Source organism: Aneurinibacillus sp. Ricciae_BoGa-3 (assembly GCF_028421645.1).
GTDB lineage: Bacteria > Bacillota > Bacilli > Aneurinibacillales > Aneurinibacillaceae > Aneurinibacillus_B.
The window spans coordinates 2,506,449-2,523,681 of record NZ_CP116887.1 but is presented as its reverse complement, the minus strand read 5'-3'; the positions used below and the strand labels follow the sequence as shown (position 1 = coordinate 2,523,681).

Here is a 17,233-nt window from a genome sequence, read left to right as displayed (position 1 = left end):
TTTGTTTCCGTAATTGAAAATAAAACAAGAACCATGCTTACTTGTTCAACGAGGTTATTAACCTTTGCGACTGGTAACCTAGTCCAAAACTCGCTAAGGGAGAACTGTCGAAACTGGCTGTTTCTTCTTTACATATTTCAAAAAGTTCTTCAATCCTGGCAGAATTCATTTTAAATTTCGGTGCAGCAACTACAATGGAAGCTATCACCTTTGATCTCATACGATGATCATAAATGGGCACCGCTATAGCAATAATATCTTCATTTATCTCCTCATTAGCGATAGAATATCCCTTTTGCCTGATTTTAGCTATTTCCTCCAGTAATGCGTTTGGAGTGGTGATCGTTTTTTCAGTGAAGGCCTTTAACCCAGTTCGCCATATCACATTCATAACTTCTTCATCACTCAAACTAGCTAGCCAAATCTTACCTGCTGCCGTAGCGTGTAATGGAGCTTTACGCCCCAGCATAGTTGCGATTTTAAGTGGGTTACTTCCCTCAACTTTTGCTACAAAGTAAATCCCGTCTTCTTTAACCAGTGTTAGCTGAATCAATTCCCCTGTTCTTTCAGCAAGCCTTTCAAGTAGCGGATAAAATATATCCTCAATTTCCAATGCATTAATATGTCTGTAAACAGTACTGATATATCCCAATGACAGTTTATAAAAACGGGTTCTAGCATCTTGCTCCACATATCCAGTTCCCTTTAAAGTAGTCAATATCCTAGAAACCATACTCTTGGAGAGTCCTGATTCATTCACAATCTCTGTCACACTCACCCCATCTACTTTTCCAATTAGAATCTCAATGACCTGGAGGGTCCTTTCAACTGCAGCTAAAGAACTGTACGAATCCATTTATAGTATCCTCACGTTAAAGTTTTAAAAACAACAAAATTACTTCCTGAAACAAAGTTTAACACAACACCTTTATTCAAACAATACCATTATTAAAATTATATAGAATATTCAAATCATTAACCACCCATCCTAGACATCTCAACTTTTGTCCTTAATATATCCGTATTATTCAGTCGGACTTCGGAATAATGATCTTGACGAGTTTCCCATTGCTGAGTAATTAAATTAGCTATTTCATAGTCACTTATATTGCTACGTAGGGGTTCACGTAAATCTAAACCTTCCGATGCAAACAAACAAAGGTATAATCGACCATCAGCAGTAAGCCTTGCTCTTGTACATGTTGAACAAAAAGCCTGGGTAACGGAGGAAACAAATCCAATCTCTTTATCAGTACCTTTATATCTGTACCGCGAAGCCACTTCTCCAAAATATGCAGGTGGGATTGCCTCCAACTGCATTTCTCTTTGTATCATTGCAAGTATCTCTTTGCTCGGAACTACTTTATCTAATTTCCACCCGTTGCTATTTCCTACATCCATAAATTCTATAAACCTTAAAGTATGCCCCTTTTCAAAAAAATAACGGGCCATTGGTAAAATATCCTCATCGTTTAACCCTTTTTGAACAACCATATTAACTTTCACTTGCAATCCGATATCAGCAGCCCAATCAATTCCTTCCAAAATATCGTCTACACTGTAACCTCGACCGTTAATAATCCCAAATCTTCCACTATCCAAACTATCCAAACTCACCGTCACTCTTTTAAGTCCTGCTTGTTTCAAAGCATGGGAGTGTTCTGCTAGAAGTGAGCCATTTGTAGTCATTGCGATATCTTTAATTCCCTGAACATGGCTGATCTTTTGTATAAACTGATTGAGATTTTTACGTATCAAAGGCTCTCCACCGGTGATTCTGATCTTTTCAACTCCAAGTTTTGCGAATATAACTGTCAATCGATTCATTTCTTCAAAACTTAATAATTGTTCCTTTGGAAGAAATGCAAAGTCAGGACCAAATATTTCAACAGGCATACAGTACGAACACCGAAAATTGCACTTATCAGTTACCGAAATTCTTAAATCTCTAAGAGGCCTTTTTAAAACATCACGTACCCTATTAGTTCCGTTGTTCATATTTTTAAGTCACCTCCAGATTGATCTAGAAATGTCTTGATTATACTTACTCTTATTTATTTAATCAACCCTTCGAAATAAATTAAGGGAAGACCCATCTGCTGCGTAAAGATTCTCTTTAGCTTACAGGCCTCGTTTTCTGTGAGCGCCATGTTTTATCATGTATATTTTAAATTGATGACTATACTTGGCATTATGAAAGGACGCAGATTCAGTCAGATTTGTATGTACCTTTTTAATTACTTACTTAGTATCGTAACCAAAATTGTGAAACACAGCCTGACCCTCTGGGGAAAGCATCATTGAATGATATCCTCATCAAATTTAGGATCTTTGCCAATTGGTCCCAAACCAAACTTACTGCTCTATATCCTTGCTTGGCGTATTCTTCTGCTAATCTAACGGCCTCAATTGGGGTTTCCGGCATAAGGGCGCTTGCAAACGCCTTCAACTTTTTTTGGAAAACTCCCCCCATTGCTTCGCTCACTGAGCTGTTGTTCGCCTTGCCGATAACAAGCACGGCACAGTTGTTGGGAGCCACGTTTATAATTTGATTCAATGTTGCCACAAATTTGCCGGAGGTATATACACTAGGATCAACGCTTACAAAAGCAAGCAACTTCTTCGGATGATCAAACCGTTCAATCTCCTCGATCTCGGACAAAATGGTTGCCACAATTTTATTTCCAATGCCGGGTATTGAGAGGAGGAGATTAAACTCTTTGATCTCTTTTGCCAAGGCGTGTATCTGTTGTTCAAAAGTAGATAAATGTTCTTGGTACTGAAGGAGCAAGGTAATAAGCATCCGTAAATTGATTACATGTTCGTTTTTGTCCAAAACGTTGCAATCTCATCTCTCTTAGGTCATCTCTTGTCTCATCTTGTTCTTAGAAGCCATTATCATCTCGTTGATTTGACTTATAATGCCCCTTTCGCTTGTAACGGTATATGAAACCGCAGTACAGTTCTGTATGTACTTTTCAATAACAACTTTGTCAACTCCATCCATCGACAAGTTTTCAACTATGCTCTTTACAATAAGATTGTTAAACTCTTTAAAATCATCCTTCTTAAGGGCAACCAAAATAAAATTATACCTCGTCTTGTTATTCATAAATAATACACATTTTCGACGATTATATAAAAATAAATGGGCGTGCCAAGAATAAAGCGGATCAGTATCTATAGGTTTAACTTTTGATACTTCTGCTTTCAACTCATCCGAAGGCTTTTTTGTGCATTGGATTGTAAGCATTATTCCTAACCTCCCTCTATAAAATAAGTTTTTCTCTTGAATACTCTTATTTTCTCAGTATTTCTTGCAAGTCAGCAAACGTTATAAAACCAAAAATAATAAGAAGTGGTTTTATATGGATAGAAGAAAAGGGCAAAAACGGGGTGACCGAATTTTCTTATAAAAAATAAAAATTATGGTAGCACAATGGATCTCCACAATAGCCCAGGTGGTGTACCCTCCCATGTCTCACGGGGTCCTTACGGCCCTTACATTCCTTCGTTCTACCTATCCGTGGGGTGGAGGCTGAAAAAGCTCCTTTGCAGGGTCAAATGCCCGAATGGTAAAAAATAACGCTCAGCTTCTCCGTGCTTACTTTTTTACAATGATGAATGAGAAAAACTAAGTATGTTCAAGAAAAAATAGATTACGCAACGTTTATTTTAAGTGCATGTTGAGATGGATTACTCACAAGCGTAGCGTCATATGGCTGTTGTTTGCGCCCTAATGCAAAGAAAATACGAATCAATTTACAACATAAAGCAATAAGCGACTGCTTCTTACGAAGCGGGTTCACAGCTCGGGTAGTAAACTCATGGTGTAGGGCTTTAAACTGCTGGTTTTTAGCGACAAGTGGCATCACACATTTAAACAGGAGGGCACGCAGTTTCGGACGACCTCTTTTCGTAATACGGGTTCTGCCTTTATGCTTGCCTGAACTGTTTTCTTTTAAATTAAAGCCAGCTAATTTTTGAATCTGACGAGGGTGAGAGTAACCCATAAGATCCCCGACTTCCGCAAGGAAGCCTGCCACTGTAACCAGTCCTATACCAGGGATCGTCATCATCTGAGCGGATCCAGGAATCTCTTGAATCAGACACTTGATTTGTTCCATACACGCTTCAAGCTGTTCACAAAGCAACTTGTGTTGGCTCAACAGAGCTTGGAGTCCTTGTCGGGCCATTCTTACTCCAGACTGAAGCCCGATAGACTTCTGAGCCACTTCAATAAGCTGAGAGGCTTTTTTTATCCCAACAGCACGTTTAACCTCAACTCTCCACACTTGGACAATACCTTCTGCATCTCGCTGTACAATATCCTCTGGTAAAGGAAAATGACGAAGTGTAGATTGCGCTGCTTTTCCCTCCCAATCTTTAAAGACTGTTAAAAACTCAGGGAAATAGCGATCTAGCCAGTTGTGAATTCGCCCTTTAACTTGCAATAAGTCTTTAGATAGCTGTTCTCGTATGTTCATTCCGACACGAAGTTCGGCATAGATTCCTTGCGGAATCTGGGGTTCAGAGTAACGACCATCTTTCATAAGTTGTGCAATGACACGGGCATCTTTCACATCATTTTTGGTTGGTGAGTTATCATCAAGTTCTTTACTACGCTTAACGTGCAGCGGATTAACCAGAACAACGGGAACGCCTTCGTGACGTAAAAACTGAGCTAGAGGCATCCAGTAGTGCCCCGTCGGTTCCATTCCAAATAAAACGTGAGTTTTACAATGGGCTTCCATAAGCGAACGTGTCCATTTCCACAAATGAGTAAATCCAGACCGTGAGTTGTCAAACGTACAAGGTTTCCCAATTTCGATGCCTCGATAATCCTGCGCCCTCGCAACATGTTTGTGCTTGGCGATGTCAACCCCTACCACTAATGTAAACTCATTCATTTGCTCGATACGCTGATTTTGCTTATAATTCATGGTGTGTACCTCCTCTGTTATTTAAAGGTCGCCTGCAGGCTGACACCTCGTATGTTAACAGGAGGTACTTTTTTTATCGAACCTCAAATTTTCCCTTAACAGGAATGCTCCAATTCTAATTTTAAAATTAAATCCCGTTTAATCCCCAATGAATATTTTCTCATAACAAATAGCACCTGCCAATTACTCAGCAGATGCCTTTTTTTCTAAATTTACTTATTTTCCATCCCCTAAATTTACAATTTTCTGTATCTGGCTATCGAAATCCTCCCTTTATATTTTCTTGTAAATATTACATCTTATTTTAGAAGGGTATTTTGTTCAGGAATACAGCCTCTTTTGTTGGGGTGATTTTTATTTACTAGACACAATTTTTTTGCGTTTCGCGAAAAACCTTTAGGCATTTGTTTTATAATGATATGACTTGATCGAAAAGGAGAAGTGTATGAAAATCGGATACCGGACTTTAAAAACAGCATTAGGAACCTTTGTCTCGATTGCCGTAGCGCAGGCCTTCGCACTTCAATTCGCGTCCTCGGCAGGAATTCTCACTATTTTATGCATTCAAGTGACAAAAAAACGATCTTTGAAGCATGCTTATTCCCGTTTTTTTGCCTGTTTGCTTGGGCTTGTATTTGGATTTGTTGTATTTAATCTTTTTGGATATCATCCCATTGGTTTTTTTGTGTTGTTTCTTTTCTTTATTCCTTTGTTGGTGCGTTTAAGGATCCAACAAGGTTTTGTGACATCTTCGGTCATTTTGTTTCATTTGTATACGGTACAACACTTTACACTTCATTTTCTTTACAATGAACTCTCGATTATGGGGATCGGAATCGGGACAGCTCTCTTGTTAAACAGCTATATGCCGAATATGGATCGCGAACTTCGAATCTATCAGCAGAAAATAGAAGACCATTTTTCTATCATTCTAAAAGAGATGGCGGTGTATTTGCGAAACCACGAGAGTTTATGGAGCGGCAAGGAACTAATTGAAACAGAAGTTTTGCTTAACCAAGCAAAAAGTTTAGCGATCCGGAATGTTGAGAACCATCTGCTTCGCAATGAAGATCTCTATTATCGGTATTTTTCGATGAGAGAAGAACAATTCGATCTCATCAAGCGTATGGTTCCGCTGGTTTCTTCATTATCGGTTTCACTTCCGCAAAGTGAGATTATTGCATCTTTTCTGGACCAGTTAAGTGAAAATATTCATCCTGGTAATACAGCTTACTTGTACTTGGATCAAATCAATCAAATGAAACGTGAGTTTGAGGAATCAAAGCTTCCAGAGACAAGAGAAGAGTTTGAAACACGAGCCAATTTGTTTTATCTGTTGCACGAAATGGAGCGGTATTTAACGTTCAAACGGCAGTTTCAGCCGACTCCTATAAAAAAATGTATCTATGATTCAAGCCTGGAGAAGTAAACATTGATATTTCGCTATTCTCGAATATATCAAAAAGTACCAGTGCCATTAAAGTTAATATAAAACCTAAGAATGTTTGCATATGGCTCTTCATCCACATGCAAACATCTGTATGAAAGTCCACCCTTCATCTCTTGTGTAAAAAGATGGCTGTCTTTGGAGTAGCCATCTGCAACTTATTTACTCGAATTCAAATCCTGATATACCCATTTAACAAAGTCTTTTTGGTTTTCATGTGAAACTTCATGTCCAACAGGATATGTAGTAAAACGAACATTTTGACTTCGTTCCGTGAAGAAATCCTTATTTTCTTTTCCGATTTGCAAAGGGAAAATCGGGTCAAATTCCCCGTGTGAAATGTAGATGGATACATCATCAATCCGTTTGATTCGATACTCCTCTTTTACGAATTGTGGAACGTAACCATTTAATGCTACAATTCCTTTGATTTTGTTCCCCATAGTAAGAGCAAGCGTCATGGATAAAATAGCCCCTTGACTAAAGCCCAAAAGATATTGATGGTTTTCGTCAATTGGATAAGTCTGAGCGGCATAATCAATGAATTTTTCTAACTTCGCTATGCTTTCATCGAATATGTCTCTATGAGGGTTACCATATCCCTGTATGGTAAAATAGGCGAACCCATTTCCTTGATTAAGCGGACCACGAATCCCAATAAGAATAAAGTCATCTCTTAGTTCTTGAACAAGACTCAGTACATTCTCTTCATTGCTACCTATTCCATGCATGACAAAAATGACAGGATACTTTTTTTCCTCTTCTATTTTGGCAGGAAGAAGGATTTTATATGGTAATGGACTTTTCATGCTTTGGCCTCCATTCATTATTCATAATACTAAAACGTTAATTTTGTCAAGTTACTTATAAAGGGTAGTTTTACATGTGCGTCTTTGGAGAAAATGAGACGAACCAGTTTTCTCCAAAAACTTTAGTAATGTTTGTTTTATACTTTAAGTAAGTTATTATATAAAAATGATGGTTGAGTCATAAAGTAAATTGCTTAAAACATACTATACTCGCCGCATGCCGTAAAATAACGATTGGTTTAAAAATTGGCGAGAGGGGTTTAAAAGGAGATGTTTAAATGGTAAAAGGAACAGAGTATGAAGAAAGGGGAAGTATAGGCTTCGTCAGTCTTATTGCCACTGTTGCAGCAGTCGGCGGACTTTTGTTCGGTTATGATACAGCTGTAATTTCCGGTGCGATCCGGTTTATACAATTGAAGTTTACGTTAGGTAATTTTATGGTTGGTTGGGCAGTGGCGTGCCTCATTATCGGTGCCACCATTGGGACAGGCTTCGCAGGAAAAATAAGTGATTTATATGGTAGAAAAAAGGCACTTATTTTAGCGGCCATTCTATTCACGCTGGGATCCGTTTTTTCAGGACTGGCAACTAATTTTACATGGTTTGTTATTGCACGCATAATCGGAGGGTTGGGGATTGGGATTTCATCTGTTCAGTCTCCTCTTTATATTGCGGAAATTGCACCTGCAAAGATTCGGGGGCGATTGGTGTCTTTAAATCAATTGGCGGTTGTAACAGGGATTTTTGCTGTATACTTCCTTGATTTAGGGATTGCAAGCCGCGGGAACCTTGTGTGGAATGTTTCTACCGGTTGGAGATGGATGTTGGGATTTGGTGTGTTACCAGGTGTTTTGTTCTTCATTCTACTGTTACTTGTTCCCGAAAGCCCAAGATGGCTTCAGCTAAAAGGAAGGGAACAGGAAGCATTCAACATTTTAAAAAGGATTCATGGTGAGAGTCAGGCTCAAATAGAATTGAAAACAATCAAGCCTTCCTCTAACAATGGATACGGATTGCTTAAGCAGCTTTTTAAACCAGGTCTACGCCATGCGCTTTTGATAGGTGTTGTCTTAGCTGTTTTACAGCAAGTCACCGGTATCAATGCGATTATGTACTACGCCCCTGAAATCTTTAAACATACCGGTGCGGGCCAGAACTCGTCTTTAGTCGAAACGGTTTGGGTGGGAATAATTAATTTGATCTTTACGATTGTTTCTCTCTGGCTCATTGATAAACTGGGACGCAAATTTTTGCTGTTAGCGGGAACGGCGATGATGACGATTAGCCTTTTGGTTATCGGCTACGCATTCCATGCCGGAACAGCGGGTTCATGGGTACTTATTTTTATTTTGCTCTATGTTGCATCCTTTGCCGTTTCAATGGGGCCTATTGTTTGGCTTGTTATCGCTGAAATATTCCCGAATAGGGTTAGAGGAACTGCATCCTCTATTGCTTCTGTTGCTCTATGGCTGGCAGACTATGTGGTGTCACAAACCTTTCCTGTTCTGTTGAACTCAGTTGGGGTTGCGCTGACATTTTGGATTTTTGGGATCCTGTCAGCTTTTGCGTTTTTCTTTACGCTAAAAGCAGTCCCTGAAACAAAAGGGAAATCGCTTGAGGAAATTGAACATATGTGGAGCCGAAGTTAAACACGGGTGTTGCTCGTGTGAATGTATGGCTAACAATAACGAGGCTGTCCTGTTTGCTTGCGGGATAGCCTTGTTTTTATTATAAATCTGGGCCACGGTTTGAAGATAGATAAGGTTGTTTGTTTGACTCATTCTGGCTTAAGGGTAATAACGCATAAGTTGAACTGATTGCACAGGAGGGACATAACTATGCAGCGCGTTAATTTTGGTGGGTAAACCGAAAATGTCGATCCGCGAGACGTGTACAAATACTACCTCACTGTCGATCGAGAGAAGATCGCACATTGGGATAAGAAAACCAGACAGAAACGATTAGGAAATTTTAAACAGATGGTGATCAGGGGCCATCGTTGGAAAAAGGCAGAAATGCGGGTTGACGAGGTAATGAAGCTTTACATGAATCCAGGCTCGCCTTGGCTTAAGCGATTTTCTTGCACTTGCGGAAAGATAGCTTATCCCTGTCCAGTATGCGCAAAAAACAACCTTACGTTCTTCGGTTTTATCAACAATTATCGGAAAGTATGGTCTAAAATGGATGAGACTGGCGCCAATGTGAAAGAGGAGCCGCAAAGTGGTCAGGAGCATAGGCGGGAATTGGAAAGCATCCGTGACCAATTACGAGACGGATCGCTTTCCTACCCTATCATCTTAATTCACGAAACAAACACTGATGTTAATCATCGTTTGGCAGCGAGTTTAATGGCGAAAAAGGCGAACGATACACTCACCGTCTATTATGGCGAGCTTAAAATGCAAAAACATAAGATTGCTTGAACAGCTGTAACCCTTGTTGTTTGTATTTTTTGATGGGTAGTATAAATTAGTGACGACTCTTCAGGGTAATAAAATAATGGAAATTCCAACAAGTACAAGAGCACTTCCCACTATTGTATAGCGTGTGATCCCTTCTTGGTTTTTCAAGAAAAAATAACTAATCGGGAGCACCAATAGAGGTTGAGACATTGAAATTAAGTTTGCGATTGACACGGGGATGGTACGCATTGAAGCAATTACAAGAATCTGTGCCGATATTGTTAAGATGCCGCTTATCAAAAATAAAACCAACCCAACCTTGTTGCTTTTACGGAAGGAAAAGCTCTTTAATTTCTGTATGTTTGTTAAAAAGTATAGGGAGCCTCCCAGTGAAGCTCCTAAAAGAGCTCCTAAAACAGGCTCATTCCATCCCTTGATTGCTAGTCCCCTCACTATGTTTCCTACAGCATAAGAAGTAGCGCTAAGTAAGGCTAGCATAACGCCTGAGTGAATATTTAACCGTATGGGCCGAAACTTCGCAACTTGCTCGTCCTCAGAACTAACTGCGACAAATGAATTTGCATTTGAAGCGTTGCTTTCGTATGCTGGTGCACGACGAGGTGTATAGCTAACAAAGAATAAGCCTAAAAGTGTAAGTATTATGGCTAGCATATCTAATTTAGACAATTTTTCTTGAAAGAAAATGCAGGCCAGCAATACAGTAAACAAGGGATTGCTAACTTGGAAGGCACTTGCCTTTGCAGGTCCGAGTTTTATGATAGCGTCAAAATATGACCAACGACCTAGGTATGTACTGAACAAGCCCGAGGCAAGGAATAGAAAAAAGCTAGTCATTTCAAAAGTAAATGGCACATGGCTAAATAATCGCTCACACGCAAAAACCAATATAGAGAAAACAATATTTACAGATACGGATAGTACAAAACCATGATCAATGGGCATATATTCAGAGGCTATTTTTGTAACAACAACATTAATTGAAAAAAAAATGAGTGCTAGGACTGCAAATAATTCCCCCATATAAACCTTCTTTCTTCAGTCCCTGTGACCTATTGAAACCTGGTGCTGAAGGAGAATTTCACTTCTTGTTTTCGCTGATTCGAGAACAGCCATACATACTTCCAAATTGGCTAATCCCCATTTTCCATCGTGTAGAGGGACGCTATCCTCCACTACTGCTGAATATAGTTCATTGATTAAATTATCACGTCCAGTTCGCTTAGGTAGGGAAATCTCATATTTTCGATTTTCACCATAAACCCACAATCCATCAGGCGATTGCCGGATATCTCCTTTTTCACAACTAACAAGAGTCAGACCGAAAAAAGCCGGCTGGATATCTGCGTCACTGCCTTTTATAACATTTGCTCCACCATACCTCGTCTCCCTTTTTAGTGCGATTTCCAGTTGAGGGTTTGAAATGTTTTGAATTCTTAGGCGTGAGCTTCCATACTCTGGTAGGGTACGAAGGGGTCCTCCTTCACCTATATTAAAAGTAAGCTCAGTAGAATGAAAGTGGTCGTAACCGTTGTACACAGCAGTTGCTGCCACTCCTTCTTCAAACTCTAGAAAGGCAACATGTGCCCCTTCGGTTGGCCTCGCAGGATCCCAGACCCCGGTCATAGCGCGAACGCTTCTTAGTTTTCCTCCGCCTATTAGCCGGATAATATCAAATTGATGAGAGCCCTGTCTAAATGTGACTCCCCCACCTTGCTGTGTATTAAGCTCTTCTGGAATACGAGGTCGATACATCCAGTCATTATAGTACCAGTTATGGATCATCCTTAGGGACCCGATCTTACCACTCTCAACAATTTCTCTCATCGTCATTATTGCTGGTTCGAAACTATGCGAATGTCCAACAATCAATTTTACCCCATTACGTTCTGCTACTTCCACTGCTCGAATTGCGTCCTCAATTGTAATGGCGATGGGTTTTTCAACAATAATATGCTTTTTAGATTCCGCCGCTGTGATTACATGTTCCGTGTGAAATCTTGATGGTGTAGCAATATAGATTACATCAACTTTTGAACTATCGGATAGCTGTTCCACTGTGCTAAACACATCTACTCCGTAGTCTTGAGCAAATTTTGTTCTCACTAATAGATCTGGATCACATGCTGCAGTAACACTAATGTGGGGATGCTTCTGAATAGCTGGGAGAAGGGAACTGCCTGCCATTCCCAAACCAGCTATTCCTACTCTCAGATTACTGTCCTTATAAGTATTCTTCATTTGCTATTCCCCACCCCTTTCGATCTAGAATTTTGACGTAATACCTCCAAACCCATCGGTTATTGAATTTATTTCCTAAATCAGGGAGGCCATCGATATCTTCCTGGGAAATACGCGGCACTTCTTTTCCCTTTTGTGTTACTTCCCATGTAATTTTGGCTAGTGTGTTGAAATTTATCGCTTTCACTGTAGCTTCTTCGACTGTTCTCCCAGTAACAGTAATTCCATGTCCTTTCATCAAACAGACTGATTTATCCCCCATAAAGTCAATCAATTGCTGTGCCAATTCAGAACGGTTGATTAAGACAGAGCGCGGAAAAACAGGAATTCCTTCCAAAGCCATACGCATTGCAGGAATGTTATATGCACCAAAAATCGGCTGAAATTCAAGTTCAGAGATTCCGCACAGTAACGCCATAGGGGGATGAGCATGTATCACACAACCTACAGATGGATGGTTCTTATACATTTCACCGTGAATAGGATATTCTTTTGGAATCTCATACTGATCCGTAAAATCGATCCCCTTGCCGTCAAAGTTAACTCGTCTTATGTCTGACTCCGTTGTAAAGGGAAGACCGAAGTCATCTTCACCCCTACATCGGATAAACATCTCTTCACTTTTAGGAACGCGAGCGCTTACATGTCCAAGCAAGCCTTCCACTAGTCCTTCCATTGCTAAAATGCGGCAGGAGAGAGCAATTTTGTGTTTTAATTCATGTTCAGATCCTTCTGTCAATTCTATCACTCCTTTGTTCAAATCAGTTCAGGAGCCGTTATTTTGCTCACAAGCACGATTTCTCCTGTCCAGTTACAACCACTGCACCAGCAAAAATATACCGTATCACTACCATTCCAATATTCATTTGAAATGCTCATCGGATCCTGTAAACAATTGCTACAGTGTGGACAAAATTTAATGACGGGAGTCGCATCTTTTCCTTTCACTCGCCAATTCCTTTCTTCAGGTATTTTTTGTGGTCGCTGCTTTTTTCTTGGCTAACATTTCTACTATTTCATCAATGTTTGGTGCATAGCGTGTGTTCCATTCACGTGCTACATTGGATAGTAAAGCACCTTCACTAAATTTGTCTTCCTCCTGCGGCAGGTTAATGTATTCGTTTATCTTAGGATCACGAATCACGCACATAGGGTCAATTCCGTCTTTCACCTTATTCATTTCACTCATAAGCAGTTTTCGCAACAAGATAATTCCTTTGTCTGATGTCCCTAATTTTTCTATTGTCCGATTGGCAGTTTCCCCCTGCGTGACCCATGCCATCATATCCTGCCCATCTATATAGTCAGTGATAAATTCTCCCTTTTCATCGTAAAGCGGGCATTCATAGAACGTAATGGGGTAATCTTCGGGAATTTCTGTGGACGGGCCGGGAACAAAACACGTATACCAAAAATGCAACGTGCGTGTGTCGTCCATCGGAACTCTTATTTGGAAAGAATGTGCACCATGATCGCCAACCCTAAGCATATTCGGAAAGATTACAGGGTGTCCTACACGCCAGTCCTCACAATCTTCAGTTTGTCCTTCTAGCACTCTGCGTTTAAGGATTCCATATTCAAATACATCAAATCCTATTTTTATATGATGCTTACTGATTGGCCATGTCTCCACAGGTTTCCCTCTTTGCTCAAACACATGTTCAAAATATCGTCCATGTAACCACTCTAAATGGACAGGATCCATAGAGTTCTCCATGATTTGCAACCAATTACAAGGGATAACAGCAAATCCTATTGTTTTTATGACATCTTTTCGAACAAAAAGATCATACCGTGGTAGTAAAGGAGCTGGATTAGGACCTAAATAGGCGAAAATTAGCCCCCCTAGTTCCTCTACCGGATAGGCTTTTATTTTAATCCGATCTTTAAAAGTACTGTCTTTTGGCTCATTTGGTTGTTCAAGACATGAGCCATCATGATCGAACAGCCAACCATGATAATGACAGCGCAGGCCATTACATTCTGGTACACCATATACCATTGAAACACCGCGATGAGGGCAACGTTGCTGAATGAGTCCTAAATTGCCTGATTTATCCTGATAAAGCACGAGGTCTTCTCCCAATAGTTTTATTTTTTTGGTGGGCTTTTCTTGAAGTTCACTCATCGCTGCGATAGGATGCCAATAGCTCCGAAGTAAATTTCCCATAGGAGTTCCTGGACCTACTTGTGTTAACGTTTGATTTTGTTCTGCGCTTAGCATCTAAGCATCCCTCCTTATTTTTAGTTACATCTTATAAGCAATGCACGAAAAGTTGAAGGCAACTGTCCCTGTATAAGGGACAGCATGCCACACAGTTTTAAATTCCGTTAATAACCTTGACGCTTTAGGACAAAGCTGCAAACTGCTCCTACGAAGAAAGAAACAATGAGAAACGCAAAAGCATAACTGTATTGCCCTTTTCCCAAGGAGATTAGTGCACCCATGACTGCTGGTCCGAACGCTCCTAATATGTTAGAAACCCCAGTCATAATCCCAGCATCTTTGCCCATTCTATCCACTGTTGACATGCTATGAAGCAGGCTGTGCGCAATAAAAGTAGTTACCCCGTTCACTAGGCAGATGGCCAAGGCCACCAGTAGAACACTTATAATTGGGGAAGACATTCCTCCCGCAAGGAACAAAAGTATACCGCATGCGATAAACGCCCAAACATTCCAAATCGCTTTTTTGTGGGTTTTATCCGTCATTCTACCTGCAATAAACATAGTAGGAATGCCGAGTGCCCAGGCCAACAAGATGTATCCACTTGCTGCTGCTGGACTTATATGTTTAGCTACTGCCAAATAAGTAGGAAACCAGGTGCCTAAGCCAAACACACCGTAGATTGTAGCGGTGAAACTGATAATCACGAGGGGAAAACTCCATGCATTTCGGCGAGGTTCCAAAGAGTGATTTACAATTGCTTCATGCAACTGCTGAATATGTTCCAGTTCTACTGATGAGACTCGTTTATCATCACGTGGATTATCCTTAATAAGAAATACAATCATGGGGATACAAACAAGGGCAGCAAAGACTGTTAAAAACCAAAATACGCCTCTCCATTGAAACTGATGGATCAACAAAGTTACAACAAAACCAGATATGGCAGGTCCGATATTTGTTCCGTTAACCCATATTGACTTTGCTCGACCACGTTCATGAGTCGGAAACCATCGAGCGGTAAGAGAATTTGAGACTGGCCATAAGAATGCTTCAGAAAAACCAAGAACAATACGGGAGATAAATAAGAGTTGGAAGTTTGGCGTCACAGCCGCCAGCAGCGTACTTAAAGCCCACAATGATAAACCCCAAATTGCACACCTTTTCGGACCAAATTTGTCTACCAGCCAGCCCCACACAAAAAAACCGATACCATAAGAAAATAACAATGCGGAAACTAAACTACCGATTAAAGCGTTATTCCCCATTAAATGCATTTCCGAAAGGAAGTTGCGATTGGTTGCAACTACCGCTACTCCAATCTTATCGATCATACCTATTATCCAAATAACCAGAAGAGTTGGAGCTACACTGGTCCAGCGGATAGATGTTTTCGGCTTAGGTCCAACATAGGTTTCGGCGTTAGCCAAGTTTTGGTTCATTAACTGTTCCCCTCCTCAAAAATAAAACGCTTTCAATTTTGCTTGATTTAATTGACTTAATCACCCTCTCCCCGCACCTCACACTAATTAATTGTATTTTCAAAAGGTTCTTACTTATATTTTAGGAAGAAAAACTACTTTCTTAAATATCGTCGTCCCGATATAAGGGACACACAACTAAAAAATAATTTAATAATTGTTATAATAGGGATAACCACTCCAAAAAGTATAAAGGAGAAGTTATTAGTGGAGGGGATACCTATGAAACAAGAAACAAATGAGTCAGAAAATGTACTCTCATCAGTAAGGAATGCACTTCGAATCTTACGTTCCTTTTCAATGGATGAACCGGAGAAGGGTGTTCGAGAATTAGCAAAATCCCTTGGATTAGGAAAAAGTTCAGTCAGTCGATTGATGGCTACGCTTGCTTGTGAAGGGTTCCTGAAGAAAAATCCTGAAACTCAGCAGTATCGTTTGGGTGCATCCGTTCTCTCCCTCGCAACCATTGCCACTTCTAATTTAGAACTTTATACAGAAGCTGTCCCCTTTATTAAAAAGCTGGTTGACAGAATTGGAGAAACGGCCCACTTGGGTATATTAGAGGGAACAGATGTCGTATACCTTCACAAAGTGGAATGTACCCATGCGGTACGAATATTCACCCATATAGGAAAGCGAAGTCCAGCACATTCCTCTGGTTGTGGAAAAGCAATTCTTGCTTTTCAAAATGAAGAGGTCATCAACAAAGTAATTGAAAAAGGACTCCAATCCATCACCCAACAAACAATTACAAACCCAGATGATCTTAGAAATCATCTAGATGTAATTAGAAAACAAGGGTACGCCATTGGCATGGAAGAGTTATTCGATGGCATTGTATCGATCGCAGCACCGATTCGAGATTATACTAGGCAAGTCATCGCAGCATTAAATGTTGTTGGGCCTGCACAACGGATTAAACGAAAGGATATTCCCTATTATTCAAAAGAGGTTATACAGGTAGCGAATTATATATCTGAAAATTTAGGCTATTAAAATTATACGGGGGGGTCTATATGAAAACAATTGATGCCATTTCAAAACTGGTTCTTGCTAATAAGATTTTGAGCCAAGAAGGAATACTCGAAGCATTCGGACATGTAAGCATGCGTAATCCAGAAAACCAAGATGAATTTCTTCTTTCTTGTTCCCGTGCACCTTTACTCGTTTCAGAAGATGATATTATGCGTCATAATTTCGATGGAGATGTTTTGGATAAAACTTACAAACCTTACGCTGAACGTATACTTCATGGCCAAATATATAAATCTCGTCCTGATGTTCAGGCTATCTGTCATAATCATGCTGTTTCTCTCCTTCCCTTCACAACAACAGGAACAGAAATTAAACCTGTCATTCACATTGGCTGTATGTTTTATGATGGCATACCCCTTTACGATGATTACGATGTTTCCGATGGAATGCTTATTAAAAACGCGAATGAGGGTTTAAGAATTGCAAGATCATTAGCTGATAAAAGAGCCCTTCTCCTACGAGGACATGGAGTTATTGTAGTAGGCGGGTCCATAGAGGAAGTGGTTATGGGCTCTATATATTTATCGATCAATGCGGAGGTACAGTTCCAGTCCATGCAATTAGGGACTCCAAAATATCTTTCTTATGAAGAAGCGAGAGCTGCAACCGAAGTAATGTACAGCGATTTTGCCCTAAAAAGGGCGTGGGATTACTGGCAAGCTAGAACCAATTTGTGACAGATTATTTTTG

At 40.1% G+C, this 17,233-nt stretch carries 15 protein-coding genes and 1 pseudogene; 5 read left to right on the top strand and 11 right to left on the bottom strand.

Features of this window, described 5'->3' with window-relative positions; all coding sequences use genetic code 11:
• Positions 1-37: 37 nt before the first annotated feature.
• The 5 genes and pseudogenes from PP175_RS12790 to PP175_RS12770 all read right to left on the bottom strand — a co-directional run bounded on the left by PP175_RS12790 (position 38) and on the right by PP175_RS12770 (position 4,943).
• A complete protein-coding gene (locus PP175_RS12790) occupies positions 38-856 on the bottom strand; it encodes an IclR family transcriptional regulator (protein ID WP_272438743.1) in 819 nt (272 codons plus the stop codon).
• A gap of 119 nt (positions 857-975) precedes the next feature.
• On the bottom strand, positions 976-1,998 hold the full coding sequence (gene moaA / locus PP175_RS12785) for a GTP 3',8-cyclase MoaA (protein WP_272438742.1): 1,023 nt from the start codon (positions 1,996-1,998) through the stop codon (positions 976-978).
• A 509-nt stretch (positions 1,999-2,507) separates the two neighbouring features.
• A pseudogene (locus PP175_RS12780) lies at positions 2,508-2,821 on the bottom strand (transposase); the annotation flags it as partial.
• A 36-nt stretch (positions 2,822-2,857) separates the two neighbouring features.
• A complete protein-coding gene (locus PP175_RS12775; protein ID WP_272438741.1) occupies positions 2,858-3,253 on the bottom strand; it encodes a DUF6933 domain-containing protein in 396 nt (131 codons plus the stop codon).
• Between the two features lie 406 nt (positions 3,254-3,659).
• Positions 3,660-4,943: an IS110 family RNA-guided transposase gene (locus tag PP175_RS12770; RefSeq protein ID WP_272438740.1), complete on the bottom strand. Its 1,284-nt coding sequence runs from the start codon at positions 4,941-4,943 to the stop codon at positions 3,660-3,662.
• 445 nt (positions 4,944-5,388) lie between these two features.
• Between PP175_RS12770 and PP175_RS12765 the strand changes: the two genes are divergently transcribed.
• A complete protein-coding gene (locus tag PP175_RS12765; protein WP_272438739.1) occupies positions 5,389-6,372 on the top strand; it encodes an aromatic acid exporter family protein in 984 nt (327 codons plus the stop codon).
• A gap of 176 nt (positions 6,373-6,548) precedes the next feature.
• On the opposite strand, the gene PP175_RS12760 is transcribed toward PP175_RS12765, so the two are convergent.
• A complete protein-coding gene (locus PP175_RS12760; RefSeq protein WP_272438738.1) occupies positions 6,549-7,199 on the bottom strand; it encodes an alpha/beta hydrolase in 651 nt (216 codons plus the stop codon).
• Positions 7,200-7,477: 278 nt separating this feature from the next.
• Between PP175_RS12760 and PP175_RS12755 the strand changes: the two genes are divergently transcribed.
• Together PP175_RS12755 and PP175_RS12750 are read left to right on the top strand one after the other, a co-directional pair.
• Complete coding sequence (locus PP175_RS12755) at positions 7,478-8,848, top strand: sugar porter family MFS transporter (RefSeq protein ID WP_272438737.1); 1,371 nt, start codon at positions 7,478-7,480, stop codon at positions 8,846-8,848.
• Between the two features lie 330 nt (positions 8,849-9,178).
• Complete coding sequence (locus PP175_RS12750) at positions 9,179-9,622, top strand: hypothetical protein (RefSeq protein ID WP_272438736.1); 444 nt, start codon at positions 9,179-9,181, stop codon at positions 9,620-9,622.
• Between the two features lie 60 nt (positions 9,623-9,682).
• On the opposite strand, the gene PP175_RS12745 is transcribed toward PP175_RS12750, so the two are convergent.
• The 5 genes from PP175_RS12745 to PP175_RS12725 form a co-directional block, all read right to left on the bottom strand.
• A complete protein-coding gene (locus tag PP175_RS12745; RefSeq protein ID WP_272438735.1) occupies positions 9,683-10,642 on the bottom strand; it encodes a DMT family transporter in 960 nt (319 codons plus the stop codon).
• A gap of 15 nt (positions 10,643-10,657) precedes the next feature.
• Positions 10,658-11,860, bottom strand: a complete 1,203-nt coding sequence (locus PP175_RS12740; RefSeq protein WP_272438734.1) for a Gfo/Idh/MocA family oxidoreductase — start codon at positions 11,858-11,860, stop codon at positions 10,658-10,660.
• Positions 11,844-12,599, bottom strand: a complete 756-nt coding sequence (locus PP175_RS12735; RefSeq protein ID WP_272438733.1) for a 3,4-dihydroxyphthalate decarboxylase — start codon at positions 12,597-12,599, stop codon at positions 11,844-11,846. Before PP175_RS12735 ends, PP175_RS12740 begins: the two co-directional genes overlap by 17 nt.
• A 225-nt stretch (positions 12,600-12,824) precedes the next feature.
• Positions 12,825-14,084, bottom strand: coding sequence for a Rieske 2Fe-2S domain-containing protein (locus PP175_RS12730; protein WP_272438732.1), 1,260 nt, complete (start codon positions 14,082-14,084; stop codon positions 12,825-12,827).
• A gap of 107 nt (positions 14,085-14,191) precedes the next feature.
• The gene (locus PP175_RS12725) at positions 14,192-15,469 is read right to left on the bottom strand and encodes an MFS transporter (protein WP_272438731.1); all 1,278 of its coding nucleotides are present in this window, start codon (positions 15,467-15,469) and stop codon (positions 14,192-14,194) included.
• A gap of 261 nt (positions 15,470-15,730) precedes the next feature.
• On the opposite strand from PP175_RS12725, the gene PP175_RS12720 reads away from it, so the two are divergent.
• Both PP175_RS12720 and PP175_RS12715 read left to right on the top strand, forming a co-directional pair.
• The gene (locus PP175_RS12720) at positions 15,731-16,504 is read left to right on the top strand and encodes an IclR family transcriptional regulator (RefSeq protein WP_272438730.1); all 774 of its coding nucleotides are present in this window, start codon (positions 15,731-15,733) and stop codon (positions 16,502-16,504) included.
• Between the two features lie 20 nt (positions 16,505-16,524).
• On the top strand, positions 16,525-17,220 hold the full coding sequence (locus PP175_RS12715) for a class II aldolase/adducin family protein (protein ID WP_272438729.1): 696 nt from the start codon (positions 16,525-16,527) through the stop codon (positions 17,218-17,220).
• The last annotated feature ends 13 nt before the right edge of the window (positions 17,221-17,233 follow it).